Source organism: Rahnella sp. Larv3_ips (assembly GCF_003697865.1).
In the GTDB taxonomy this organism is placed as follows: Bacteria; Pseudomonadota; Gammaproteobacteria; order Enterobacterales; family Enterobacteriaceae; genus Rahnella; species Rahnella rivi.
The window spans coordinates 292,318-318,535 of the sequence record NZ_MJIB01000021.1 but is presented as its reverse complement, the minus strand read 5'-3'; the positions used below and the strand labels follow the sequence as shown (position 1 = coordinate 318,535).

The window sequence follows — 26,218 nt, the reverse complement described above, 5'->3', positions numbered from 1 at the left end:
CGACGTCAGGAAAGGATTTTTCCCCGCCTCATAAATCAGCTGGTGAAACTGAGCATCCACCGTAATCCAGCGCTCCCGATCAAAGCTGTTATGCAGCATTCTCATTTCATACATATAAAGAGAGAGCTGATGTTTTTGATCATCACTGGCCGAAAGAGCGGCTAATGCACAGGCCTGCGGTTCGAGCGCTCTGCGCAATACAATAAAATGTGCCATCACCTGATCGAAGTTTTCACGCGTCATCCACCAGGTGAGCAAATCCTGGTCGAGAAAGTTCCAGCTGGATTGCGGCATTACTCGCGTACCAATACGGGGACGGGGTAAAAGCATGCCTTTTGCCGCCAGCGTCTTCACGGCTTCCCGTACTGCTGTCCGGCTGACGCCAAAAATCTCACCTAACTCATTCTCACCGGGCAGTATCGAACCTTCCGGGTAATCGCCAGACAAAACCCGCTGGGCAATCTTCTCTGCCAGCAAATAGGAAAGATTGCGCTGGGCAGCTTGTTGCTGTGCATTAAGTAACATGGAGGTTATTCCTGAATACCTTTTCTCTTTATTAAAGAGAGTTTACTCCAGCTCCGGGCTTTAAACTGGCGTGTTTTTCGCTGAAATCGGTCGAAATTTATCCGCTACGGGCTTTTTTGATGAATTAGTGAACGGTTGGTAAAATAATTGAAATTAGGGGTTGCGGCCTTCGGAGAACTCCCTATAATGCGCCTCCACTGACCGGGAACAACGACTCCTCTAACGAGAACAAGTCGCCCAGCCAGGGAGAATCAACCCGGTGAAAACACCGCATCTTGCAAAAGAAAATGGTTGACTCTTCAGGGAGAAAGAGTATTATCTGCCTCCCACGTTGCTGAGTTAAGTCTCGCAACGTACGCTCTTTAACAATTTATCAGACAATCTGTGTGGGCACTCACAAGACGATATCAGCCACCTCGGTGGCAAAAAATATCAAGTCTTAAAGAGTGACCAAGCAGTAATTCATTTAGGTGACTTGTTCACTTATAAGAGTACTACGAAAGTTAATTTTTGAGCACCGCTTAACTTGTTTAAGCAAATCGAACTTTTAATTGAAGAGTTTGATCATGGCTCAGATTGAACGCTGGCGGCAGGCCTAACACATGCAAGTCGAGCGGTAGCACAGGAGAGCTTGCTCTCTGGGTGACGAGCGGCGGACGGGTGAGTAATGTCTGGGAAACTGCCTGATGGAGGGGGATAACTACTGGAAACGGTAGCTAATACCGCATGACCTCGCAAGAGCAAAGTGGGGGACCTTCGGGCCTCACGCCATCGGATGTGCCCAGATGGGATTAGCTAGTAGGTGGGGTAATGGCTCACCTAGGCGACGATCCCTAGCTGGTCTGAGAGGATGACCAGCCACACTGGAACTGAGACACGGTCCAGACTCCTACGGGAGGCAGCAGTGGGGAATATTGCACAATGGGCGCAAGCCTGATGCAGCCATGCCGCGTGTGTGAAGAAGGCCTTAGGGTTGTAAAGCACTTTCAGCGAGGAGGAAGGGTTCAGTGTTAATAGCACTGAGCATTGACGTTACTCGCAGAAGAAGCACCGGCTAACTCCGTGCCAGCAGCCGCGGTAATACGGAGGGTGCAAGCGTTAATCGGAATTACTGGGCGTAAAGCGCACGCAGGCGGTTTGTTAAGTCAGATGTGAAATCCCCGAGCTTAACTTGGGAACTGCATTTGAAACTGGCAAGCTAGAGTCTTGTAGAGGGGGGTAGAATTCCAGGTGTAGCGGTGAAATGCGTAGAGATCTGGAGGAATACCGGTGGCGAAGGCGGCCCCCTGGACAAAGACTGACGCTCAGGTGCGAAAGCGTGGGGAGCAAACAGGATTAGATACCCTGGTAGTCCACGCTGTAAACGATGTCGACTTGGAGGTTGTGCCCTTGAGGCGTGGCTTCCGGAGCTAACGCGTTAAGTCGACCGCCTGGGGAGTACGGCCGCAAGGTTAAAACTCAAATGAATTGACGGGGGCCCGCACAAGCGGTGGAGCATGTGGTTTAATTCGATGCAACGCGAAGAACCTTACCTACTCTTGACATCCAGAGAATTCGCTAGAGATAGCTTAGTGCCTTCGGGAACTCTGAGACAGGTGCTGCATGGCTGTCGTCAGCTCGTGTTGTGAAATGTTGGGTTAAGTCCCGCAACGAGCGCAACCCTTATCCTTTGTTGCCAGCACGTAATGGTGGGAACTCAAAGGAGACTGCCGGTGATAAACCGGAGGAAGGTGGGGATGACGTCAAGTCATCATGGCCCTTACGAGTAGGGCTACACACGTGCTACAATGGCATATACAAAGAGAAGCAAACTCGCGAGAGCAAGCGGACCTCATAAAGTATGTCGTAGTCCGGATTGGAGTCTGCAACTCGACTCCATGAAGTCGGAATCGCTAGTAATCGTAGATCAGAATGCTACGGTGAATACGTTCCCGGGCCTTGTACACACCGCCCGTCACACCATGGGAGTGGGTTGCAAAAGAAGTAGGTAGCTTAACCTTCGGGAGGGCGCTTACCACTTTGTGATTCATGACTGGGGTGAAGTCGTAACAAGGTAACCGTAGGGGAACCTGCGGTTGGATCACCTCCTTACCTAAAGATACGCATTGTGCAGTGTCCACACAGATTGTCTGATAGAAAGTAACGAGCAGAAATACCTTAATAGGCTTGTAGCTCAGGTGGTTAGAGCGCACCCCTGATAAGGGTGAGGTCGGTGGTTCAAGTCCACTCAGGCCTACCAATTCGTCCTCATGCTGCGTTGTCGTCACACTCGTTTGCACAAGCAAACGTCGTATGAACTCCGCCTTGCCTGAGAACAAATTGGCTAACTCATCTTCCTGGTGTGTTAGTGATTAAGGTATCTGTAAGTGACTGTATGGGGCTATAGCTCAGCTGGGAGAGCGCCTGCCTTGCACGCAGGAGGTCAGCGGTTCGATCCCGCTTAGCTCCACCATTACCGTACAGCCCCTAAATAATACTTCAGAGTATATTGGTAACAGTATGCTGCGAAGTATTTTGCTCTTTAACAATCTGGAACAAGCTGAAAATTGAAAGTTTACAGCTGAACATCACTCTCCGTAGAAGTACTGAGTGGTGGATTAGTCTGTAACAGAGTCTCTCAAATAATCGCAGCGCGATGATGTCTTTAAGACACCTTCGGGTTGTGAGGTTAAGCGACTAAGCGTACACGGTGGATGCCTAGGCAGTCAGAGGCGATGAAGGGCGTGCTAATCTGCGAAAAGCGTCGGTAAGGTGATATGAACCGTTATAACCGACGATACCCGAATGGGGAAACCCAGTGTGTTTCGACACACTATTGCATGGTGAATACATAGCCATGCAAGGCGAACCGGGGGAACTGAAACATCTAAGTACCCCGAGGAAAAGAAATCAACCGAGATTCCCCCAGTAGCGGCGAGCGAACGGGGAAGAGCCCAGAACCAACATCAGCGTATGTGTTAGTGGAAGCGTCTGGAAAGTCGCACAGTATAGGGTGATAGTCCCGTACACAAAAATGCATACATTGTGAGTTCGATGAGTAGGGCGGGACACGTGACATCCTGTCTGAATATGGGGGGACCATCCTCCAAGGCTAAATACTCCTGACTGACCGATAGTGAACCAGTACCGTGAGGGAAAGGCGAAAAGAACCCCGGCGAGGGGAGTGAAATAGAACCTGAAACCGTGTACGTACAAGCAGTGGGAGCCTACTTTGTTGGGTGACTGCGTACCTTTTGTATAATGGGTCAGCGACTTATATTTTGTAGCAAGGTTAACCGTATAGGGGAGCCGTAGGGAAACCGAGTCTTAACTGGGCGTCAAGTTGCAAGGTATAGACCCGAAACCCGGTGATCTAGCCATGGGCAGGTTGAAGGTTGGGTAACACTAACTGGAGGACCGAACCGACTAATGTTGAAAAATTAGCGGATGACTTGTGGCTGGGGGTGAAAGGCCAATCAAACCGGGAGATAGCTGGTTCTCCCCGAAAGCTATTTAGGTAGCGCCTCGTGAACTCATCTTCGGGGGTAGAGCACTGTTTCGACTAGGGGGCCATCCCGGCTTACCAACTCGATGCAAACTACGAATACCGAAGAATGTTATCACGGGAGACACACGGCGGGTGCTAACGTCCGTCGTGAAGAGGGAAACAACCCAGACCGCCAGCTAAGGTCCCAAAGTCATGGTTAAGTGGGAAACGATGTGGGAAGGCATAGACAGCCAGGATGTTGGCTTAGAAGCAGCCATCATTTAAAGAAAGCGTAATAGCTCACTGGTCGAGTCGGCCTGCGCGGAAGATGTAACGGGGCTAAACCATGCACCGAAGCTGCGGCAGCGACGCTTAGGCGTTGTTGGGTAGGGGAGCGTTCTGTAAGCCGTCGAAGGTGACCTGTGAGGGTTGCTGGAGGTATCAGAAGTGCGAATGCTGACATAAGTAACGATAATGCGGGTGAAAAACCCGCACGCCGGAAGACCAAGGGTTCCTGTCCAACGTTAATCGGGGCAGGGTGAGTCGACCCCTAAGGCGAGGCTGAAAAGCGTAGTCGATGGGAAGCTGGTTAATATTCCAGCACTTGGTGTTACTGCGAAGGGGGGACGGAGAAGGCTAGGCTAGCCGGGCGACGGTTGTCCCGGTTCAAGCGTGTAGGGGGTGTGACTTGGTAAATCCGGTTGCATACTAACCCTGAGGCGTGATAACGAGCCACTACGGTGGTGAAGTAGTTGATGCCATGCTTCCAGGAAAAGCCTCTAAGCTCCAGGTAACACGAAATCGTACCCCAAACCGACACAGGTGGTCAGGTAGAGAATACTCAGGCGCTTGAGAGAACTCGGGTGAAGGAACTAGGCAAAATGGTGCCGTAACTTCGGGAGAAGGCACGCTGGCGCGTAGGTGAAGGGACTTGCTCCCGGAGCTGAAGCCAGTCGCAGATACCAGCTGGCTGCAACTGTTTAATAAAAACACAGCACTGTGCAAACACGAAAGTGGACGTATACGGTGTGACGCCTGCCCGGTGCCGGAAGGTTAATTGATGGGGTTAGCAGCAATGCGAAGCTCTTGATCGAAGCCCCGGTAAACGGCGGCCGTAACTATAACGGTCCTAAGGTAGCGAAATTCCTTGTCGGGTAAGTTCCGACCTGCACGAATGGCGTAATGATGGCCAGGCTGTCTCCACCCGAGACTCAGTGAAATTGAACTCGCTGTGAAGATGCAGTGTACCCGCGGCAAGACGGAAAGACCCCGTGAACCTTTACTATAGCTTGACACTGAACATTGAGCCTTGATGTGTAGGATAGGTGGGAGGCTTTGAAGCGTGGACGCCAGTCTGCGTGGAGCCAACCTTGAAATACCACCCTTTAATGTTTGATGTTCTAACTCGGCCCCGTAATCCGGGGTGAGGACAGTGTCTGGTGGGTAGTTTGACTGGGGCGGTCTCCTCCTAAAGAGTAACGGAGGAGCACGAAGGTTAGCTAATCACGGTCGGACATCGTGAGGTTAGTGCAATGGCATAAGCTAGCTTGACTGCGAGAGTGACGGCTCGAGCAGGTACGAAAGTAGGTCATAGTGATCCGGTGGTTCTGAATGGAAGGGCCATCGCTCAACGGATAAAAGGTACTCCGGGGATAACAGGCTGATACCGCCCAAGAGTTCATATCGACGGCGGTGTTTGGCACCTCGATGTCGGCTCATCACATCCTGGGGCTGAAGTAGGTCCCAAGGGTACGGCTGTTCGCCGTTTAAAGTGGTACGCGAGCTGGGTTTAGAACGTCGTGAGACAGTTCGGTCCCTATCTGCCGTGGGCGTTGGAAGATTGAGAGGGGCTGCTCCTAGTACGAGAGGACCGGAGTGGACGCATCACTGGTGTTCGGGTTGTCATGCCAATGGCATTGCCCGGTAGCTAAATGCGGAAAAGATAAGCGCTGAAAGCATCTAAGCGCGAAACTTGCCTCGAGATGAGTCTTCCCTGTGGCTTTAAGCCACCTGAAGGGACGTTTAAGACTAAGACGTTGATAGGCTGGGTGTGTAAGTGCAGCGATGCATTGAGCTAACCAGTACTAATGACCCGAGAGGCTTAACCTTACAACACCAAAGGTGTTTTTAGAGTGACTCTGAAGTAGATTTTCAGCTGAATGTTCCGAGATTGGTTCGTAGTGCAAGCCTGACTTAAGGTGCGCGTTATGAATGAAACAGAATTTGCCTGGCGGCAGTAGCGCGGTGGTCCCACCTGACCCCATGCCGAACTCAGAAGTGAAACGCCGTAGCGCCGATGGTAGTGTGGGGTCTCCCCATGCGAGAGTAGGGAACTGCCAGGCATCAAACAAGTGGAAAGCCCTGTACTGACGTACAGGGCTTTTTGCTATGTGCAATTTAGAGAAAGCAGGAAAGTAAAACCTGCTAATTAGCTTGTTTTTCCAGCCATTCGACAATAAAACACTCTATTTCTTCGATCTTATTGAGATCCAGCACCCTGATAGATTCCAAACTCAGAGCCGGTAATTGATTGCTGGCAACCGCAATGACATAAGAATCAATCAACTGCTCTAAATGCCTGCCACTTTCTTCCCTGTACAACACAATTTTATCTATCCTCTCGTGTTTGAATCCCTCAACCAGAATCATGTCGAGACTGTTGCTGTCGAAACGTGTCGCAAGGTACCTGAGATCTAGAGGTTCATGATGCGCTGTCTCTGTCATTAATGCCCATCTGTCACTGCTTGCGACCATTGTTTGATCTGCGCCAGCCTTTCTCAGTTCGAAACTGTCTTTTCCTGGCGTATCAACGTCAACGTCGTGATGAGTGTGTTTGATAAGGCCTACACGAATGCCTCGTTGGCGAAGATGCGGAATGAGTTGTTTCAATAATGTCGTTTTGCCCGTGCCACTGTAAGCCACTATTCCGAGCAGTGGTATTTCACGATTGTTCATTGTGATTCGCTCTGCCAACGTAAAACATCTTGCGGGTAATTGAGGTTGGAAAAATCTGCAGCATGATTAAACATAACTGACTTAGCACCAACGTTATGGAAGAAAATCATGAGTTTACGGTCACCATTTTCAAGATAGGATTTCAAGGCTGGAATAAGATTGCGGTTGAGCAGGCAAAGTGTCGGATGCTCCCGTTCCGGATCTCGTGCATAGAGGGCCTGACAGCCTGATAACTCGGACAAAAACGTTTCGGCTAAGTTAATGGGGAATCCCGGGACGTCACAAGGTACGAACAGCACCCATTCTGTCTGACTTACCGTTAAAGCGGCCAGCATACCGGCAAGTGGACCGGAGAAATCCTGCGTGAGGTCTGGGACAGTCTGAAATTTTTTGCCGTAGCGATCCGCATTTTGGTTACAACTGATCAGTATATTACCCACCTGTGGAGAGAGCCTGTCAGCTATGATTTCGAACAAAGGCTGACCTTTTACCTCAACCAATCCCTTATCCTCACCCATCCTACTCGAACGTCCGCCCGCTAAAATAACGCCGGTAATGCTGCTGCGATCCATAATATTCACCTGCCAAAATCTTTGTATTCCGACCATTGTAACGTCTAATTTTCAACACAAGCAGATTTAACTTTGTCATGTCAGCTTGTCCTTCCCCTGAAGAAATAACCCTGTTATTTTTAGGGACTCAACAAATAAAGGAAGAAACCTCATGAAAGAACATCGCGTAAATGAGCTGATTGAATTACTGCACCCCGCCTGGAAAGAAGACAGTGATCTTAACCTGATGGAGTTTATCCAGAAGCTGGCGGGTGAATGCGGTTATCAGGGCCCATTGGCGGAACTGAGTGATGACACATTGATTTATCACCTGAAAATGCGTGGAACAGAAAGCTCTGCAGAAATTCCCGGTCTGAAGAAAGACTATGAGGATGACTTTAAAACGGCGCTTCTGCGTGCCCGTGGTGTGATTAAAGATTGATGTAAACTTATGTGAACTTCATGCGAACCACGAAAAATAGGTGATACTATTTCCCATTATCATTTTTCTGTGCGGCCAATCCGAATGAAGTTATGAATAGTTCAGCTTTCAATTTTCAGGCATTGTCGCCGGATCTTATCCTTGATGCACTCGAGAGCGTCGGTCTGCGCGCAGAGTCCGGGCTCACTGCATTAAACAGCTATGAAAATCGGGTATATCAGTTTCTCTGTGAAGACAGAAAACGCTATGTGGTGAAGTTCTATCGTCCGGAACGCTGGAGTGAGGAACAGATTCATGAAGAGCATCTTTTTTCACATGATATGTCCGAGGCTGAAATACCGGCCGTTGCCCCGCTTTCTATCAATGAAAATACGTTGCATCACCATCAGGGTTACATGTTTACCGTGTTTCCCAGCGTAGGTGGTCGGCAGTATGAAATAGATAACCTTGATCAGCTTGAGTGGGTTGGGCGTTTCCTGGGACGTATTCATCAGGTGGGCAGTGAGAGCCTTTTTACTGCCCGACCGACGATGGGGCTGGATGAATATCTCGTACAGCCGCGTGAAGTTCTCGCACAATGCCCTCTGATCCCGAAGAGTCTGCGCGAGCCTTTCTTGCTGGCGACAGATAATCTGATCAATACCACACAAACATATTGGCATACGGACTGGAAACCTTTGCGTTTGCACGGCGATTGCCACCCTGGGAACATTCTCTGGCGTGATGGACCGCTGTTTGTCGATATGGACGATGCCCGCAATGGCCCGGCGATACAGGATCTCTGGATGTTGTTGCACGGGGATCAAAGTGAGCAGCGCCTTCAGCTGGAAGTATTGCTCGAAGCGTACGAAGAATTCGCCGATTTTGACTCTCGCGAGCTGGCACTCATTGAACCGCTGCGTGCGATGCGTATGGTTTATTATCTGGCCTGGGTCGCGCGCCGCTGGGAAGACCCTGCATTCCCTAAAAGTTTTCCGTGGATGACGGATGAAGACTTTTGGCGAGGCCAGATTGCTGCTTTTAACGAGCAAATTAAGAAACTAAAGGCACCTCCTTTGCAGTTGATGCCAATGTATTAAGTCACGTTTAATGTTCGAAGTTTAATTAATTGGAGATAGGCTTTATATGAAAAAGATATTCCTGGCACTGGTTGGTATGGTTATGGCCTTCAGTGTGTCTGCGGCACAATTTTCTGATGGTGCCCAGTACGTTACTTTAGATAAAACCGTTGCTAATGAGCCACAGGTACTCGAGTTCTTCTCATTTTATTGCCCGCACTGTTATCAGTTTGAACAAGTTTGGCATGTGTCTGACAGCATCCGTAAGAACCTGCCAAAAGACGTTAAATACACCAAATACCATGTGGAATTCCTGGGCCCGTTAGGTAAGCAATTAACTCAGGCATGGGCTGTGGCAATCGCGTTGGGCGTTGAAGATAAAGTCAGCCCACTGATGTTTGATGCCGTACAAAAACAACAGTCCGTTCAGAATGCCGATGATATCCGCAAAGTCTTTATTCAGGCTGGCGTGAAAGGCGAAGATTACGATGCCGCACTGAATAGTTTTGTGGTGAAATCTCTCGTCGTACAGCAGGAAAAAGCCGCCGCTGATTTAGGCCTGCAAGGTGTCCCATCTGTATTTGTGAATGGCAAATATATGGTTAAAAATGATGGCCTTGATACCAGCTCAATGGATATGTATGTCAAACAATATTCAGATGTTATCAATTTCCTAGCCACCAAAAAATAAGATATCGTCTTCTCAATGCCAGCCATCCGGCTGGCATTATATCCTTTCGAATTTATGGCCTGGCCAAATAAAAAATCTGAAATATAATTGATTTTATTTGTATGATGTCGTCTCACAAATATTACTATCCACAATAGCTATTAAGCTTCTATTACATGAATGTTTCATGCAAAAATCAGATAAGCTGATGAAAGCAGTGAGTAAAATGGTAAATGTTTTTCTCAATACATCTCATTAATAATTTCTCATCAAAACTATTCACAAAGTTATCCACAGGAAGATCCTTCGAGATCCCCCGCATTATCGCAATGAATTTCCCTCGTAAGGTTCGTCTTTCACGCTGGCTATGGCATCCTTAGCGTATGTGTGATCACGAATAAAGAAGAGTTATGGCCCAGATAGCAGAAAACCCATTGATACTGGTAGACGGTTCGTCCTACCTCTACCGCGCTTACCATGCGTTCCCCCCGCTGACAAACTCTGTGGGTGAGCCAACCGGCGCGATGTACGGCGTGCTTAACATGTTGCGTAGCTTATTGCTGCAATACACCCCAAGCCACGTTGCTGTGGTGTTTGACGCGAAAGGCAAAACCTTCCGTGATGAGCTCTTTGATCAGTACAAATCTCACCGCCCGCCAATGCCTGACGATCTCCGTTCGCAGATTGAACCATTGCACCAGATGGTTAAAGCCATGGGGCTGCCATTACTGGTGGTATCTGGCGTGGAAGCGGACGACGTGATTGGCACACTGGCTCTCGAAGCTGAAAAGGCCGGACATGCCGTACTGATCAGCACCGGTGATAAAGATATGGCGCAATTGGTCACGCCCGGCGTGACGCTGATTAATACCATGAACAATGCGATCCTTGGGCCGGATGAAGTCGTTGAAAAATACGGCGTCCCTCCTGAACTGATCATCGATTTCCTGGCGTTGATGGGTGACTCCTCGGACAACATCCCCGGTGTTCCCGGCGTGGGTGAGAAAACGGCGCAGGCGCTGTTGCAAGGCATCGGTGGTCTTGATGCGCTGTATGCCGATCTCGATAAAATTTCTACATTGAGTTTCCGTGGTTCCAAAACCATGGCTGCTAAACTTGCCGACAATAAAGACGTTGCTTATCTCTCCTATAAACTGGCGACCATCAAAACTGACGTTGAGCTGGACGTCACCTGCGCTGAACTGACCGTTAATGAGCCGAATGCAGATGAACTTCATCAGCTCTTTGGTCGTTATGAGTTCAAGCGCTGGCTGGCAGATGTTGAATCGGGTACCTGGTTGAGCGGTAAAAAGTCAGCGGCAAAAGCGACGACATCCGGTAAGAAAGGTGCCGCAGCTGAAGAGACGCTGACTTCTGAACCCGTCGAGCGTAATCAGCTGACGCAGGACGGTTATGTCACCATTCTGGATCAGGCAACGCTTGATGAATGGATTGGCTACCTGAAAGCTTCTGATGTTTTTGCGTTTGATACGGAAACGGATGGCCTGGATACGCTGACAGCGAATCTGATTGGTTTATCTTTTGCAACGCAAGCGGGTAAAGCGGCGTATCTTCCCGTGGCTCACGACTATCTTGACGCGCCGGTGCAATTAGATCGCGCTGACGTTCTGAAACAGCTCAAGCCTTTACTGGAAGATGAAAAGCAGCTGAAAGTCGGACAAAATCTGAAGTTCGACCGCGGTATTCTGTTGCGTTATGACATTGAGATGAAAGGGATCGCGTTCGATACCATGCTTGAGTCATACGTACTCGACAGTGTGTCAGGCCGTCATGATATGGACAGTCTTGCGGATCGTTATCTCGGCCATAAAACGGTCGGTTTTGAAGAGATTGCCGGAAAGGGTAAAAACCAGCTCACCTTCAACCAGATCGCTCTTGAACAAGCCGCCCCGTATGCAGCGGAAGATGCTGATGTCACCTTGCAGTTGCACCAGACGTTGTGGCCGCGCATCCAGGAAAGTGAATCGCTGAAGAAAGTCTTCACCGATATTGAGATGCCGCTGGTCCCTGTTCTGTCGCATATCGAACGCACCGGCGTTCTGATCGACCAGAACATTTTGGCTGCGCACTCTAAAGAGCTGGCCATCCGCCTGAATGAATTGGAAACCAGGGCGCATGAACTGGCCGAAGAGCCTTTCAACTTGTCCTCGACCAAGCAGCTGCAGGCCATTCTGTATGAAAAACAGAAATTGCCGATTCTGAAGAAAACACCGGGTGGCGCGCCTTCGACGAACGAAGAAGTGTTAGCTGAACTGGCGCTGGATTATCCATTGCCAAAAGTCATTCTGGAATATCGCGGCCTGGCGAAGCTCAAATCGACTTATACCGACAAACTGCCGTTGATGATCAACCCTCAGTCTGGACGTGTACACACGTCTTACCATCAGGCTGTGACGGCCACCGGGCGTCTGTCTTCCAGTGATCCAAACCTGCAAAACATTCCGGTGCGTAACGACGAAGGCCGACGTATTCGTCAGGCGTTTATCGCTCCGAAAGATTACTGCATTCTCGCTGCCGACTACTCGCAAATCGAACTTAGGATCATGGCGCATCTGTCGAAAGATGCAGGTTTGCTGACAGCATTTGCCGAAGGAAAAGATATCCACCGGGCGACAGCTGCTGAAGTCTTCGGTACGCCGCTGGAAAGTGTGACCGGCGAGCAACGCCGCAGCGCGAAGGCGATTAACTTCGGGCTGATCTACGGTATGAGCGCGTTCGGTCTTTCCCGCCAGCTGAACATTTCGCGTAAAGAGTCCCAGCGTTATATGGATTTGTATTTTGAGCGCTATCCTGGCGTGCTCGAATACATGGAACGTACCCGCACACAGGCTTCTGAACAGGGCTACGTTGAAACGCTGGATGGTCGCCGGCTGTATCTGCCGGACATCAAGTCCAGCAACGCAATGCGCCGTAAAGGTGCCGAGCGTGCCGCGATCAACGCCCCGATGCAGGGAACTGCGGCTGATATTATCAAACGCGCCATGATAAGCGTCGCTGACTGGCTGAAACAGCCGGATGCTCCGCGCGCCCGCATTATCATGCAGGTACATGATGAACTGGTCTTTGAAGTGCACAATGACGACGTTGCGGCAGCCAGTGAGAAAATTCGTAGCCTGATGGAAGCGAGCATGGAACTGGCCGTTCCATTGAAAGTGGATGTCGGTACGGGTGAGAACTGGGATCAGGCTCACTAAGTGAATAGTTATTAAGCTTTTATTGTAATTAAGCTACAGGATTATGGCCTCAGACCATGAAGGTGATCGCATAATCCGCAGTTTTTGTGTAAGTAAACTACAAAAAGTTCTTTTTCCCCGTCATGAAATAGGGTAAAGTTCCTGTTGTAGGGTACAGAGGTAAGATGTTCTATCTTTCAGACCTTTTACTTCACGTAATCGGATTTGGCTGAATATTTTAGCCGCCCCAGGCATTTATGTCTGGGGCGTTTTTTATTGTGCTTTTCACTGCGTTATCCCGCATTTTTGGGGTTTGGGCAGCCATGTTAAAAAAGCACATAAAAAAACGGGCGACCAGCAGGCCACCCGTCATGTTCTTTACTTACGATCCTGCCTGCGACTTACTCGCCTGACAATTCGTCTTCCACTACTTCTGGCGGGATTTCATTAAACCAGGTGTTCAGTTTATCACTGAGTTTATCCACACCCATTTTTTTGGGTGAAGAGAACGCTTCAACCTGAATATCCCCCATAAATTCTTTTACTGCTTCGCGTACCATTTTGATCTGCGCCTGACGTGCGCCGGAAGCCAGTTTATCGGCCTTAGTCAGCAGCAGCATCACCGGCGTACCGACATCCACGGCCCACTGAATCATTTGCTGATCGAGATCTTTCAGCGGGTGACGGATATCCATCAGCACTACCAGCCCTTTCAGCGAATTACGCATTTGCAGATACTCACCCAGTGAGCGCTGCCATTTGCGTTTCATCTCTTCCGGAACCTGGGCATAGCCATAACCCGGAAGGTCGACCAGACGAATTCCTGGCTCCACTTCAAACAGGTTAATTAATTGCGTACGGCCAGGGGTTTTACTGATACGTGCCAGGCTTTTCTGCTGGGTCAGCGTATTCAATGCACTGGATTTGCCGGCGTTTGAGCGACCAGCAAATGCGACTTCAATGCCTGCGTCACTCGGCAGATGCCGGATATCCGGGGCGCTCATGACGAAATGGGTCATATGATAGTTGTAAGTTTGGCTGGTCAAAACGTGCGTCTCCGTGAGGCTTGTGTATCTGGCTGACTGGAGATTATAACTGCAACAGCGCCGCGATACGTTCAGTGTTTTTTACAATCCGAATGATGATGCGAAGGGACCACAGAGATGAAGGCGGGGGAAAATGGCCTTCATGATGTAAGACATTTGCTATTCATAATGCGGGTTATTTCGCTAATTAAGTCGCCGTATATTTTAATTCACTTTAAATTCAATTCGATAACATCAGAGCATCGGCTGAAGGCGTGAGACGGCAGGGCGGTATCTTGAGCCTTTGCGTCGATAGGGTAAAGTCTTTCTTACGCGATGAAGGCAAGAATGGAAACACGGATGATTTACGCCTTCAGGGAATACGGGAAATGCATGGCGCTTTAAGGATGAACGGGGCCGGAAGCCCTGAAAGGCAAAGGAAAAACCGGGACGTTGAGGCTATACAGGGAAAGTGTTTGTTGAATATCCTTCGCAGGAAGGAAAGAAAAAGGCAGCAAGGTCCACTTGCTGCCTTTTTTCTTTGGTCGCTTTCTGCTAGATTCCGCCGCAAATCTATACTAAATGTACACACCTAAGAGCAGAATCCATGAAACAGCCAGCGAAAGCCCCGCGCGCCAATACCGCGACAGCCAAACCGAAGAGAAAAAAGAATCGCGTCGAGCTCGATATTGAAGCGCGCGAACGCAAACGTGACAACCGCCGCCGCGGCCGTAAGGCTGGTTCCCGTGCGAACCCGGATGCCAACCAAAATCAAAGTGGTGCAGCCGCGAAGAAAACCGATCCGCGCATTGGCAGTAAAAAAGCCGTGCCCCTGATCGTTGAAACCGTCATGAACAATGCACCTAAAGCGAAGAAAGCGGCGCAGCCAGTGCAAGATGCAAAACCAAAAATGACTCCGGAAGAAGAACTGACATTACTGGAAAATGATCAACGTCTGGATGCTTTGCTGGATCTTATCGATGACGGTAAAGCCCTGAGCGCTGAAGATCAGGCTTATGTTGATCAGACTCTGGATCGCATCGACGTTCTGATGGAACTGCTGGGTATTGAACTTGGCGATGATGAAGATGACGAAGAAGAAGAGAAGAACGAAGACATGATGCAGTTGCTCAAGCGCGGGAATCCCAAAGAAGGTTTCTAAGCCATGAGCTGGGTCATTCCGGCAATAGCCTTACTCTTTGCATGTTATCTGCTTTGGTTATTCGGTAAACTACGACGGTTATCGAAAACCAAAGCACGTTTGCGCAGAGCGACCTTTGCACGGCAGGCCAACAGCCTGCCGGTAAGGCGAACCGGCAGCATCCGACGCCGGAAGGAGTGAGTCACCATGTCAGAACAGACAACCGTTTGGGATTTAGCGCTGATCCAGAAGTACAACTACTCTGGCCCGCGGTACACATCCTACCCAACCGCACTTGAATTCAGCGAAAGCTACAACGATGCAGCCTTTGAAAAAGCCGCTGCCCGTTATCCGGATCGTTCCCTCTCGTTGTATGTCCACATTCCTTTCTGTCACAAGCTCTGCTACTTCTGCGGCTGCAATAAACTGGTTACCCGCCAGCAGCATAAAGCCGAAGAATATCTGAATGTGCTCGAGAAAGAGATCCGCCACCGTGCGCCGCTCTTTAAGGGCCGTCACGTGAGTCAGCTCCATTGGGGCGGTGGTACTCCCACTTATCTCAGCAAAGCCCAGATAAGCCGTCTGATGAGCCTTCTGCGTCAACATTTCACTATCCTGCCTGATGCTGAGATGTCGCTGGAGATTGATCCGCGTGAAATCGAGCTGGATGTGCTGGACCATCTGCGCAACGAAGGCTTCAATCGCCTGAGCATGGGCGTGCAGGATTTCAACAAAGAAGTGCAGCGTCTGGTTAACCGCGAGCAGGATGAAGAGTTCATCTTTGCGTTGATTGAACGCGCCAGGGCGCTCGGTTTCAACTCAACCAATATCGATCTGATCTACGGTTTGCCAAAACAAACCGCCGAAAGTTTTGCTTATACCCTGCAACGTGTGGCGGCGCTCAATCCGGACCGTCTCAGCGTTTTCAACTACGCTCACATGCCGAAGCTGTTCGCGGCACAACGCAAAATCAAAGATGCCGACTTACCCGGTGCTGAAGAGAAACTGAAAATCCTGCAGGAAACCATCAGTTCACTGACGGCGTCCGGTTACCGGTTTATCGGGATGGATCACTTTGCGCGCCCTGATGACGAACTGGCGATTGCTCAGCGCGAAGGCAAACTACATCGTAATTTCCAGGGGTATACCACGCAGGGCGACAGCGATTTGCTGGGCATGGGCGTGTCGGCCATCAGCATGTTGGGCGACACCTACGCGCAGAACGAGAAAGACCTCAAAACGTATTACGCCAGAGTTGAAGAGCAGGGAAACGCACTGTGGCGCGGTCTGGAAATGACCGATGACGACTGTCTGCGCCGCGATGTTATTAAATCGCTGATCTGCCATTTCGAGCTGAGTTTCGCTGATATCGAACAGCGTTATGGTATCCGCTTTACCGAGTATTTTGCCGACGATCTGGCGCTGCTGACGCCGCTGGCGGAAGACGGGCTTGTCGAGGTAAGTGAGACACACATTCAGGTCACGCCGCGCGGACGTTTGCTGATCCGTAATATCTGCATGTGTTTTGATATTTATCTGCGCCGGCAGGTACGTCAGCAGCAATTCTCCCGCGTTATCTGATTCTTCGCTGCAAATCTATTCGCATCAATGCAAAACAAAGCAAAACAGCCGCATGAGCGGCTGTTTTGCTGTCTGGCGCTGGAAAGGATTATTCCATGCCCAGTTCTTTTAGTTTGCGGGTGAGGGTGTTTCGTCCCCAGCCCAGCAACCGTGCAGCTTCCTGTTTATGCCCCTGAGTATGGCGCAACGCCGTAGTCAGTAATGTCCGCTCCATTTCAGGTTGTGCTTCCGACAGCAAGTTTTGATGACCGGAGCGCAGTGCGCGATCCGCCCACTGTGCCAGCAGCGTTGCCCAGCTGTCCGGCAAACTCTGTCCGCCTGCTTCCGGCGCAGAAGTCTCAAACAGTTCACTCGGCAAATCCTGAATCAGAACTTCCTGGCCCGCCGCCATCACCGTCAGCCAGCGACAAGTGTTTTCCAGCTGGCGCACGTTACCTTGCCACGGCAGACGCGTCAGCGCCGTTTCGGTTTCCGGATGCAGATTTTTTGCTTCCACGCCCAGTTCTTTTGCCGCCACTTGCAGGAAGTAACGCGCCAGACGCGGAATGTCTTCACGACGTTCACGCAGCGGTGGCAGATGGACGCGGATAACGTTCAGGCGATGGAATAAATCCTCACGGAATTTTCCTTCCTGAACCCTAAGCTCCAGATTCTGGTGGGTCGCCGCAATGATTCGCACGTCCACTTTCACCGGCGCATAGCCGCCGACGCGGTAGAACTGACCGTCTGCCAGCACGCGCAGAAGACGGGTTTGCACATCGAGCGGCATATCACCGATTTCATCCAGGAACAGCGTGCCATTGTCGGCCTGCTCGAAACGCCCCTGACGAACGGTGTTCGCTCCGGTAAATGCCCCTTTTTCGTGGCCGAACAGTTCGGACTCGATCAGGTCTTTCGGGATTGCCGCCATATTCAGCGCGATAAAAGGCGCTTTAGCGCGAGGACTGTGACGATGCAAGGCATGAGCCACCAGCTCTTTACCGGTACCGGATTCGCCATTAATCAGCACGCTGATTGAAGAGCGGGACAAACGGCCGATGATGCGGAACACATCCTGCATGGCTGGCGCTTCGCCAATAATGTCAGCTGTCGGGCCGCTGGCTGGCTGAGTTCGGGCCGGTTGTTGTTGTTCCTGATAATGACTGATGGCGCGCTCTACCAGCGCCACGGCCTCGTCAATGTCGAACGGTTTTGGCAGATAATCAAACGCGCCTTGCTGATAGGCGCTGACCGCAGCATCCAGATCGGAATGGGCTGTCATTATGATGACCGGAAGCATCGGATGGCGTTGTTTAATCTGCTTAAGCAGCGCTAAACCGTCCATCCCAGGCATGCGGATATCGGATAACAACACGTCAGGGGTTTGAGTCGCAATGGCTTCCAGCACTTCATTACCGCTGTCAAACGTGGTGCAGGTTAAACCGGCTCCAGTGAGCGCACGTTCAAGAACCCAGCGGATGGAGCTATCGTCATCGACGATCCAGACTATCCCTCGTTGCATAAGAACCTCACTGGCGAATAGGCAGGAAAACCGAGAATTCGGTATGACCTGGCCAACTGTTAAATTCAACTTTACCCGAATGCTGATCAATCAAACTGCGCGCGATGGACAGGCCCAAACCGGTGCCCCCCTCGCGGCCACTGACCATGGGGTAAAAAAGGGTGTCCTGCAAATGGCCCGGTACGCCGGGGCCGTCATCTTCAATATCGATGCGGGCCGCCAGACGATAACGCACACCATGTAACGTGATCTGGAAGGCAGTGCGCGTACGCAGTGTAATTGTGCCGCCTTCCTCCCCGAGTGCCTGCAGGGCATTGCGGGTGATGTTTAACAAAATCTGTTCTATCTGATCGGGGTCGTGCGCCAGTTCCGGCAGGCTTGGGTCATAGTCCCTCACCAGTTGAACGTTATCTGGCTTTTCCATCGATACCAGCTGACAAACACGCTCTGCAACCTGATGAATACTTTGCGTAACGTGCTGGCTTGGGCGCTGTGGCCCGAGCAAACGGTCGACCAGATTACGCAGGCGGTCTGCCTGCTCAATAATGACTTTGGTGTATTCCAGCAGCGCCGGATCGGGGAGCGCTCTTGAAAGTAACTGCGCTGCACCACGCAAACCGCCGAGCGGGTTTTTAATTTCATGTGCCAGACCGCGGATCAAATCACGCGCGGCAACCTGTTGAGCGTGCTGCAATTGTTCCTGGCTCAGCTTACGCTGATTATCCATCGGAGCCAGTTCGACCAGAATGAAGCCTTCCGGCAGCATCTGCGCGGTCAGTGATAACACGTGCGCGCGGCCATCCACGACCAGAGTCACTTCGCTGTCTGTAAAGCCCTGTCCGGCAGTCAGACTTTCACGCATCAACTCGATATTCAGGGAAAAATATCCCACCAGCTCAGGCAACGGTGTGCCAAAAAGTTTGCGGGAACTTTGCGCCAGTAATTGCTGAGCCGCCGGATTGGCGTAATGCACAGCCAAATCGTCGTCCAATAACAGAACGCTGTTGATTAAGGAATTCAGGATCTGCCCAGCATCGGGCAGTTTGCCAGTTGCCATACCGCAGTCTCCCGCACCTGATCGGTGCATTTTATCTCGTTACCCGGCGAAATCACGGGGCTGAGGGGTTAAGCAGGAAAGAGTGTGGAGAAAAAAGCCCATCCGGAGATGGGCTGAAAGTTTCCACGGCAACAAATTAAATCGTCTGACTTGATTTTGACGCTGAAGGTTTTCTCACTACCGGGCCTTCAGTCGGGTATTACACTCAGCGTTCGTCCTGAAGACGAACGCTGAGTTAAGGGCTTAAACGCTGTAATACAGTTCGAATTCAACCGGATGCGGAGTCATACGCACGCGGTCCATTTCTTCTTTACGCAGATCGATATACGCTTCGATAGCGTCGTCAGTGAACACGCCGCCACGGGTCAGGAACTCGCGGTCTTCATTCAGTGCGTTCAGCGCTTCTTCAAGTGAACCTGCAACTTTTGGAATTTCTGCTTCTTCTTCCGGTGGCAGGTCATACAGGTTTTTGTCCATCGCATCGCCAGGGTGGATCTTGTTAATGATGCCGTCCAGGCCAGCCATCATCAGTGCTGCAAACGCCAGGTATGGGTTAGCCGCTGGATCAGGGAAACGCGCTTCGATACGCATCGCTTTAGGGCTTGATACGTGTGGAATACGGATAGAGGCAGAGCGGTTACGCGCAGAGTAAGCCAGCATAACTGGCGCTTCGTAGCCCGGGACCAAACGCTTGTAGGAGTTGGTTGTCGGGTTAGCGTAGGCGTTGATTGCTTTTGCGTGCTTGATGATACCGCCGATGTAGAACAGTGCCATTTCAGACAGGCCGCCGTATTTGTCGCCAGCGAACAGGTTGTTACCGTTCTTGGACAAAGACATGTGGCAGTGCATACCGGAACCGTTATCGCCAAACATTGGTTTAGGCATGAAGGTCGCTGTTTTGCCAAATGCGTGAGCCACGTTGTGCACCACGTATTTGTAGATTTGGATTTCGTCCGCTTTTTTGGTCAGGGTGTTGAAGCGGGTTGCCACTTCGTTCTGGCCAGCAGTTGCCACTTCGTGGTGGTGAGCTTCAACAACCAGACCCATTTCTTCCATGGTCAGACACATGGTAGAACGCAGATCCTGTGAGGAGTCGACCGGAGGAACCGGGAAGTAACCGCCTTTCACTGCAGGACGGTGGCCTTTGTTGCCGCCTTCGTATTTGGTGCTGGAGTTCCATGCGCCTTCGATATCATCGATAGCGACGTGGGAACCGGAGATGCTGCTGCCGAAGCGCACATCATCAAACAGGAAGAATTCTGGCTCTGGCCCGAACAGTACGGTGTCCGCGATACCAGAAGAGCGCAGGAAATCTTCTGCACGTTTTGCGGTAGAACGTGGGTCACGGTCATAACCTTGCAGCGTTGTCGGCTCAAGGATGTCGCAACGGATGATCAGCGTGGTTTCTTCATAGAATGGGTCAAGAACAGCAGTGCTGGCATCTGGCATCAGAACCATGTCAGATTCGTTAATGCCTTTCCAGCCACCGATTGAAGAGCCATCAAACATTTTGCCTTCTTCGAAGAAGTCAGCGCTAACCTGGTGTGCAGGAATGGTGACGTGCTGTTCTTTGCCTTTGGTATCAGTGAAACGTAAATCTACGAATTTCACTTCATGCTCATTCAGCATCGTCAAAACGTGTTCAGCGGACATACTAGTTCTCCCGAATTTCTCATTATCGTCGTGGAACGAATAACCATTTTTGGTCTTTAGTTGGAAATAACAGCTTTACTTGAACTGGCGTGTAGCCTAAACCGCACTATCATTTGTCTGGTCAGACTCTTTTCACCCTGTAAAAACTTTTTACCCTAAAAACTATTAGCGAAAAGTGTGCCAACTTTGAGAAAATCCAAACAGCGCCATTTTACAGGGCTCTTGCACTCAATAAGTATGCACCATAACGGAGTTTATGCACTATAATGGTGCTAATCGTGAGATACAAGGCACCAAAAAGGTGCGTCATATTGGTTCAGTGTTCTTTTTGCACCGTGAAAGGGATCACAAAGTAACCATCCTTAAGTTGTTTCAACAAGATCCTTGTGATCTTGTTTAGAACCTCGCTTAATACGTGTACAATAGCGCGCTATTTCTAATGCCTGAGGCAAAGCTGTGATCGAAAATTTGCGTAACATCGCCATTATTGCCCACGTTGACCATGGTAAAACCACCCTGGTCGACAAGCTGCTGCAACAATCCGGTACTTTCGGAGAGCGTGTAGAAGCCACTGAACGCGTAATGGACTCCAACGATTTGGAGAAAGAGCGTGGGATTACCATCCTCGCAAAAAACACCGCCATTAATTGGAAAGACTACCGCATCAACATCGTGGATACCCCAGGACACGCCGATTTCGGCGGTGAGGTTGAGCGTGTGATGTCAATGGTCGACTCGGTGCTGCTGGTTGTGGATGCAATGGATGGCCCAATGCCGCAAACCCGTTTCGTGACCAAAAAAGCATTCGCTAATGGTCTGAAACCGATCGTGGTAATCAACAAGGTTGACCGCCCTGGCGCGCGTCCTGACTGGGTTGTTGATCAGGTCTTCGACCTGTTCGTAAACCTGGACGCAACCGACGAACAACTCGATTTCCCAATCATCTATGCATCAGCACTGATGGGTATCGCGGGTAACGACCATAACGATATGGCCGAAGACATGACCCCGTTGTACCAGGCGATCGTTGACCACGTATCTCCGCCACAAGTTGAGATGGATGCACCGTTCCAGATGCAAATCTCTCAGCTGGACTACAACAACTATGTTGGCGTCATCGGCATCGGCCGCATCAAACGCGGTACCGTTAAGCCAAACCAACAAATCACTGTCATCGACAGCGAAGGCAAAACCCGTAACGGTAAAGTCGGTAAAGTTCTGACCCACATGGGTCTTGAGCGTATCGAAGCCACCGTTGCTGAAGCGGGCGACATCATCGCGATCACTGGCCTTGGTGAACTGAACATCTCCGACACAATCTGTGATCCGGCGAATGTTGAAGCTCTGCCAGCGCTGAGCGTTGATGAACCAACCGTAACCATGTATTTCTGCGTAAACACCTCTCCGTTCTGTGGTAAAGAAGGCAAGTATGTGACTTCACGTCAGATCCTTGATCGTCTGAACAAAGAACTGGTGCACAACGTGGCACTGCGTGTTGACGAAACTGAAGATGCTGATGCATTCCGTGTTTCAGGCCGTGGTGAACTTCACCTGTCGGTTCTGATCGAAAACATGCGTCGTGAAGGTTTCGAGCTGGCGGTTTCCCGTCCTAAAGTAATCAATCGTAAAATCGATGGCCGCATGCAAGAGCCATTCGAGAACGTGACACTGGATATCGAAGAGCAACACCAGGGTTCTGTTATGCAGGCCATGGGTGAGCGTAAAGGCGATGTCAAAGACATGATCCCAGACGGTAAAGGTCGTATCCGTCTTGATTACCTGATCCCTGCACGTGGCCTGATCGGCTTCCGTACTGAATTCATGACCATGACTTCAGGTACCGGTCTGCTGTACTCCACGTTCAGCCACTACGATGACGTTCGTCAGGGCGAAATCGGCCAGCGTCAGAACGGCGTGCTGATTTCTAACGGTCAGGGTAAAGCAGTTGCGTTCGCACTGTACAGCCTGCAAGACCGCGGTAAATTGTTCCTGGGCCACGGCGCAGAAGTGTATGAAGGCCAGATCATCGGTATTCACTCACGTTCTAACGACTTGACCGTGAACTGTCTGACCGGTAAGAAACTGACCAACATGCGTGCGTCCGGTACTGACGAAGCAACGACTCTGGTTCCTGCAATCAAAATGTCTCTGGAGCAAGCTCTGGAATTCATCGATGATGACGAACTGGTCGAAGTGACTCCTCAGTCTGTGCGTATTCGTAAACGTCACCTGACCGAGAACGATCGTAAACGTGCAATGCGTGGTCCTAAAGAAGCGTAATCTTCTTTCACGTACGCCGTTACACAGAAACAGGGTGCCTTTGGTACCCTGTTTTTTTTATGTTTTTTTTCTGCTCCTGCGTAACATCCCCTCCTTCTGTCACTGTTCACCTGTACGTTTTACCGCTAAAGTTAACAGTCATCTTTGAAATCAGGAGCGTGCAATGCTGTACATTTTTGATATGGGAAACGTCATTATTGATATTGATTTCAAACGTGTCCTTGGCGTCTGGAGCAATTTCAGCGGAACACCGCTTGCCACGCTGACCGAGCGATTCTCGATGGGAGAAGCCTTCCAAAAGCATGAGCGGGGAGAAATTAGCGACGAAGACTTTGCCGCCGAGCTTTGTCATGAGATGGGTATCGCGCTGAGTTTCGAACAATTCAGTTTGGGCTGGCAGTCAGTCTTTGTTGGATTGCGGCCTGAAGTGATCGAAATCTTTAAATCGCTGCGTGAGAAAGGGCATCGCGTAGTGGTGTTGTCCAACACTAACCGTTTGCACCTCGATTTCTGGCCGCATAACTACCCGGAAATAGAAGCCAATACGGACGCCATCTATCTTTCGCAAAACATTGGTATGCGTAAGCCTGAACCGGGTATTTTCCAGCATGTCCTGGAACAGGAAGGCGTTACAGCGGGCGACGCTGTGTTCTTCGATGACGTGAAAGAGAATATCGAGGCAGCGCGGGAGGCTGGCATCGAATCCGTGTGGGTGGAAGATAACCAGACAGTACCGAAGTACTTTTCCTGAAGGATGCTCAAATGCAGAAAAGGGCGCTGAGCCACTACCTGAAATCATGCTGGAAATTTACGCGTCTGCTTCTGCGGCGTTCGGATAAGGATGGCCTGACGCTTCTGGCGGGCCATTTAGCCTATGTTTCCTTACTTTCGCTTGTGCCACTGATTGCGGTGGTCTTCTCACTGTTCGCCTTATTCCCGGTCTTTTCGGATATCAGTGCGCAGCTAAAGACCTTTATTTTCTCCAATTTTATGCCGGCGACCGGCAACACCATTCAGCGCTATCTCGAACAGTTTGTGGCGAACTCCAGCAAAATGACGGCCGTAGGCACCTGTGGCTTAATCGTCACGGCGCTGCTTTTGATAGCCTCGGTAGACAGCGTACTGAACAAAATCTGGGACAGCAAAACCAAGCGCCCGATCGTGTTCTCTTTTGCGGTTTACTGGATGGTGCTGACGCTCGGGCCGATCCTGCTGGTTGCCAGTGTGGCGATCAGCTCCTATTTGCTCTCGCTGAACTGGCTGAACATCAGTGGCGTGCATTCGGTGATCGACCATGCCCTGCGCATTCTACCCTTGCTGATCTCGTGGATATCCTTCTGGCTGCTGTACCAGGTGGTGCCCACGGTCCGGGTTCCGGCCAAAGATGCGATGATTGGCGCGCTCTTTTCCGGTGCGCTGTTTGAATTGAGTAAGAAAATCTTTGCCTTATACATCCAGCTTTTCCCGTCATATCAACTGATTTATGGCGTACTGGCCGTGATCCCGATTTTATTTCTTTGGGTCTATGTCAGCTGGTGTATCGTGCTTTTGGGCGCGGAAATTACCGTCACGCTCGGCGAGTTTCGTTCCCTGAGAAAATTGCAGTCTGCTCAAGATGTAGCAGCAGAATAATCAGTCTGAAGGATTTATATGATTGCGTTAATTCAGCGGGTTTTGAATGCCAGCGTCACTATTGATGGCGAGGTCTGCGGCGAGATCGGGCCGGGACTGTTGGTCTTGCTGGGTGTTGAACAGGGCGATGATGAGCAAAAAGCCAGGCGCCTTTGTGAACGGGTGATCGGGTACCGGATATTCGGTGACGAAAACGACAAAATGAATCTCAACGTTCAGCAGGCGGGCGGAAGTTTGCTGGTCGTGTCGCAGTTTACGCTGGCGGCAGACACCTCAAAGGGTATGCGCCCCGGTTTCTCTCGCGGCGCAGAGCCGCAGGAAGCCGACCGCTTATATCAGTATTTCTGCGGGCAGTGCCGTGAAAAAGGCATCGCGACCGAAACCGGGCGCTTTGCTGCGGACATGAAAGTGGCGCTGGTGAACGACGGGCCGGTGACCTTCTGGCTACACGTCTGATAGAAAAGGCATAAACGCCGGAGAGAAAGCATCTATGTATCATCTGAGAGTACCGACGACCGAAAAAGAGCTGGCCGCCTATTACCGATTCCGCTGGGAAATGCTGCGCAAGCCGTTGCATCAGCCCGAAGGTTCAGAGCGTGATGCGTATGATTCCATCGCGCATCATCAGATGGTCGTTGATGAGCAGGGCGAACCGGTCGCAGTAGGCCGTTTATATATCAATGCCGACAACGAGGCCTCTATCCGCTTCCTGGCGGTTGACCCGGAAGTGCAGGATAAAGGGCTGGGAACGCTGGTTGCGATGACCCTGGAGTCTGTGGCGCGTCAGGAAGGCGTTAAACGCGTGGTGTGTAGCGCCCGTGAAGATGCGGTCGAGTTCTTTGCCAAACTCGGGTTTGTGAATCAGGGCGAAATTACCACGCCGCAAACCACGCCGGTGCGCCATTTCCTGATGATCAAACCGGTCGAAACGCTGGATGACATTCTCCATCGGCCAGACTGGTGCGGGCAACTGCAACAAGCCTGGTACGATCACATCCCGCTCAGTGAAAAAATGGGCGTGCGCATCAGTCAGTACACCGGCCAGAGATTTGTGACGACGATGCCAGAGAATGGTAATCAGAACCCGCACCACACGTTGTTTGCGGGCAGTTTGTTCTCGCTGGCCACGCTGACCGGCTGGGGGCTGATTTGGCTGCTGTTGCGCGAACGTCATCTGGGCGGGACCATCGTGCTGGCGGATGCACACATCCGCTACAGTTCACCGGTGACCGGCAGACCGCGTGCGGTGGCCGATCTCGGTTCCGTCAGCGGCGATCTGGACAGACTGGCGCGTGGACGCAAAGCCCGCGTGCAGCTCGAAGTGAATTTGTACGGCGATGAAGCCGAAGGTGCCGTGTTTGAAGGGACTTATCTGGTACTGCCTGCCGCGCCCGGTGCACCGCTGGAACCGGAAATCAACTGAGTTTTCGGGCACAAAAAAGGCACCGCGATGGCGGTGCCTTTTTCTTATCAGTGCCGCAACGAAC

The 26,218-nt window shown here is 50.9% G+C and carries 18 protein-coding genes, 2 tRNA genes and 3 rRNA genes; 16 read left to right on the top strand and 7 right to left on the bottom strand.

Going from position 1 to position 26,218, the window contains the following annotated elements; genetic code table 11:
- A partial coding sequence (locus ED901_RS20945; RefSeq protein WP_162997920.1) for a FadR/GntR family transcriptional regulator occupies positions 1-525 on the bottom strand: 525 nt, incomplete at its 3' end.
- A 548-nt stretch (positions 526-1,073) separates the two neighbouring features.
- Here ED901_RS20945 and ED901_RS20940 point away from each other — a divergent pair.
- From ED901_RS20940 to rrf, 5 genes are all read left to right on the top strand, one after another.
- A 16S ribosomal RNA gene (locus ED901_RS20940) occupies positions 1,074-2,616 on the top strand.
- A gap of 71 nt (positions 2,617-2,687) precedes the next feature.
- Positions 2,688-2,764, top strand: a tRNA-Ile gene (locus ED901_RS20935).
- A gap of 137 nt (positions 2,765-2,901) precedes the next feature.
- Positions 2,902-2,977: transfer RNA gene (locus ED901_RS20930), tRNA-Ala, on the top strand.
- A gap of 214 nt (positions 2,978-3,191) precedes the next feature.
- Positions 3,192-6,100 (top strand): 23S ribosomal RNA (locus ED901_RS20925).
- A gap of 117 nt (positions 6,101-6,217) precedes the next feature.
- Positions 6,218-6,333: ribosomal RNA gene (rrf, locus tag ED901_RS20920) — 5S ribosomal RNA — on the top strand.
- Together the 16S, 23S and 5S rRNA genes with 2 tRNA genes alongside form the textbook arrangement of a ribosomal RNA operon.
- An 82-nt stretch (positions 6,334-6,415) precedes the next feature.
- Here the strand turns inward: rrf and mobB are convergent.
- Together mobB and mobA are read right to left on the bottom strand one after the other, a co-directional pair.
- Entirely contained in the window at positions 6,416-6,946 is a 531-nt protein-coding gene (gene mobB, locus ED901_RS20915; RefSeq protein ID WP_122097115.1) for a molybdopterin-guanine dinucleotide biosynthesis protein MobB, read from the bottom strand.
- On the bottom strand, positions 6,943-7,518 hold the full coding sequence (gene mobA, locus ED901_RS20910; RefSeq protein ID WP_122097114.1) for a molybdenum cofactor guanylyltransferase MobA: 576 nt from the start codon (positions 7,516-7,518) through the stop codon (positions 6,943-6,945). Before mobA ends, mobB begins: the two co-directional genes overlap by 4 nt.
- A 151-nt stretch (positions 7,519-7,669) precedes the next feature.
- Here mobA and ED901_RS20905 point away from each other — a divergent pair, with 151 nt between their 5' ends.
- The 4 genes from ED901_RS20905 to polA all read left to right on the top strand — a co-directional run bounded on the left by ED901_RS20905 (position 7,670) and on the right by polA (position 12,882).
- The gene (locus ED901_RS20905) at positions 7,670-7,939 is read left to right on the top strand and encodes a YihD family protein (protein ID WP_122097113.1); all 270 of its coding nucleotides are present in this window, start codon (positions 7,670-7,672) and stop codon (positions 7,937-7,939) included.
- A 92-nt stretch (positions 7,940-8,031) separates the two neighbouring features.
- Entirely contained in the window at positions 8,032-9,018 is a 987-nt protein-coding gene (locus ED901_RS20900; RefSeq protein ID WP_122097112.1) for a serine/threonine protein kinase, read from the top strand.
- A 46-nt stretch (positions 9,019-9,064) separates the two neighbouring features.
- The gene (gene dsbA, locus ED901_RS20895; RefSeq protein WP_056777623.1) at positions 9,065-9,688 is read left to right on the top strand and encodes a thiol:disulfide interchange protein DsbA; all 624 of its coding nucleotides are present in this window, start codon (positions 9,065-9,067) and stop codon (positions 9,686-9,688) included.
- Between the two features lie 389 nt (positions 9,689-10,077).
- Entirely contained in the window at positions 10,078-12,882 is a 2,805-nt protein-coding gene (gene polA / locus ED901_RS20890; protein ID WP_122097111.1) for a DNA polymerase I, read from the top strand.
- 380 nt (positions 12,883-13,262) lie between these two features.
- Here the strand turns inward: polA and yihA are convergent, their stop codons facing one another.
- Positions 13,263-13,907, bottom strand: coding sequence for a ribosome biogenesis GTP-binding protein YihA/YsxC (gene yihA / locus ED901_RS20885; RefSeq protein ID WP_056777618.1), 645 nt, complete (start codon positions 13,905-13,907; stop codon positions 13,263-13,265).
- 586 nt (positions 13,908-14,493) lie between these two features.
- On the opposite strand from yihA, the gene yihI reads away from it, so the two are divergent.
- Entirely contained in the window at positions 14,494-15,048 is a 555-nt protein-coding gene (gene yihI / locus ED901_RS20880) for a Der GTPase-activating protein YihI (RefSeq protein WP_056777609.1), read from the top strand.
- Positions 15,049-15,234: 186 nt separating this feature from the next.
- On the top strand, positions 15,235-16,608 hold the full coding sequence (gene hemN / locus ED901_RS20870) for an oxygen-independent coproporphyrinogen III oxidase (RefSeq protein WP_122097109.1): 1,374 nt from the start codon (positions 15,235-15,237) through the stop codon (positions 16,606-16,608).
- Positions 16,609-16,696: 88 nt separating this feature from the next.
- Here the strand turns inward: hemN and glnG are convergent, their stop codons facing one another.
- The 3 genes from glnG to glnA form a co-directional block, all read right to left on the bottom strand.
- Positions 16,697-18,109 (bottom strand): nitrogen regulation protein NR(I), encoded by a 1,413-nt coding sequence (glnG, locus tag ED901_RS20865; protein ID WP_056777602.1) that lies wholly within the window; start codon positions 18,107-18,109, stop codon positions 16,697-16,699.
- A gap of 7 nt (positions 18,110-18,116) precedes the next feature.
- A complete protein-coding gene (glnL, locus tag ED901_RS20860; protein ID WP_056777597.1) occupies positions 18,117-19,166 on the bottom strand; it encodes a nitrogen regulation protein NR(II) in 1,050 nt (349 codons plus the stop codon).
- Positions 19,167-19,409: 243 nt separating this feature from the next.
- Positions 19,410-20,819, bottom strand: a complete 1,410-nt coding sequence (glnA, locus tag ED901_RS20855) for a glutamate--ammonia ligase (protein WP_056777594.1) — start codon at positions 20,817-20,819, stop codon at positions 19,410-19,412.
- A 456-nt stretch (positions 20,820-21,275) separates the two neighbouring features.
- Between glnA and typA the strand changes: the two genes are divergently transcribed.
- From typA to fabY, 5 genes are all read left to right on the top strand, one after another.
- Positions 21,276-23,099, top strand: coding sequence for a ribosome-dependent GTPase TypA (gene typA / locus ED901_RS20850; RefSeq protein WP_056777589.1), 1,824 nt, complete (start codon positions 21,276-21,278; stop codon positions 23,097-23,099).
- Between the two features lie 163 nt (positions 23,100-23,262).
- Entirely contained in the window at positions 23,263-23,850 is a 588-nt protein-coding gene (gene yihX / locus ED901_RS20845) for a glucose-1-phosphatase (protein ID WP_122097108.1), read from the top strand.
- Between the two features lie 11 nt (positions 23,851-23,861).
- Positions 23,862-24,731 carry a virulence factor BrkB family protein gene (locus ED901_RS20840; RefSeq protein ID WP_056777582.1) on the top strand — a complete coding sequence of 290 codons (870 nt, stop codon included), beginning with the start codon at positions 23,862-23,864 and terminating at the stop codon, positions 24,729-24,731.
- Between the two features lie 18 nt (positions 24,732-24,749).
- Positions 24,750-25,187 carry a D-aminoacyl-tRNA deacylase gene (gene dtd / locus ED901_RS20835; protein WP_056777579.1) on the top strand — a complete coding sequence of 146 codons (438 nt, stop codon included), beginning with the start codon at positions 24,750-24,752 and terminating at the stop codon, positions 25,185-25,187.
- Between the two features lie 34 nt (positions 25,188-25,221).
- Entirely contained in the window at positions 25,222-26,154 is a 933-nt protein-coding gene (gene fabY / locus ED901_RS20830) for a fatty acid biosynthesis protein FabY (RefSeq protein WP_056777576.1), read from the top strand.
- Positions 26,155-26,218: the final 64 nt, after the last annotated feature.

What these genes read in the sequence shown, in the direction of transcription:
- fabY (WP_056777576.1), top strand. Translation starts at nt 25,222, where the DNA reads ATGTATCATCTGAGAGTACCGACGACCGAAAAAGAGCTGGCCGCCTAT.
- polA (WP_122097111.1), top strand. Translation starts at nt 10,078, where the DNA reads ATGGCCCAGATAGCAGAAAACCCATTGATACTGGTAGACGGTTCGTCC.
- ED901_RS20905 (WP_122097113.1), top strand. Translation starts at nt 7,670, where the DNA reads ATGAAAGAACATCGCGTAAATGAGCTGATTGAATTACTGCACCCCGCC.
- ED901_RS20840 (WP_056777582.1), top strand. Translation starts at nt 23,862, where the DNA reads ATGCAGAAAAGGGCGCTGAGCCACTACCTGAAATCATGCTGGAAATTT.
- glnG (WP_056777602.1), bottom strand. Translation starts at nt 18,109, where the DNA reads ATGCAACGAGGGATAGTCTGGATCGTCGATGACGATAGCTCCATCCGC.
- dsbA (WP_056777623.1), top strand. Translation starts at nt 9,065, where the DNA reads ATGAAAAAGATATTCCTGGCACTGGTTGGTATGGTTATGGCCTTCAGT.
- ED901_RS20900 (WP_122097112.1), top strand. Translation starts at nt 8,032, where the DNA reads ATGAATAGTTCAGCTTTCAATTTTCAGGCATTGTCGCCGGATCTTATC.
- yihI (WP_056777609.1), top strand. Translation starts at nt 14,494, where the DNA reads ATGAAACAGCCAGCGAAAGCCCCGCGCGCCAATACCGCGACAGCCAAA.
- dtd (WP_056777579.1), top strand. Translation starts at nt 24,750, where the DNA reads ATGATTGCGTTAATTCAGCGGGTTTTGAATGCCAGCGTCACTATTGAT.
- yihX (WP_122097108.1), top strand. Translation starts at nt 23,263, where the DNA reads ATGCTGTACATTTTTGATATGGGAAACGTCATTATTGATATTGATTTC.
- mobA (WP_122097114.1), bottom strand. Translation starts at nt 7,518, where the DNA reads ATGGATCGCAGCAGCATTACCGGCGTTATTTTAGCGGGCGGACGTTCG.
- mobB (WP_122097115.1), bottom strand. Translation starts at nt 6,946, where the DNA reads ATGAACAATCGTGAAATACCACTGCTCGGAATAGTGGCTTACAGTGGC.
- hemN (WP_122097109.1), top strand. Translation starts at nt 15,235, where the DNA reads ATGTCAGAACAGACAACCGTTTGGGATTTAGCGCTGATCCAGAAGTAC.
- glnL (WP_056777597.1), bottom strand. Translation starts at nt 19,166, where the DNA reads ATGGCAACTGGCAAACTGCCCGATGCTGGGCAGATCCTGAATTCCTTA.
- glnA (WP_056777594.1), bottom strand. Translation starts at nt 20,819, where the DNA reads ATGTCCGCTGAACACGTTTTGACGATGCTGAATGAGCATGAAGTGAAA.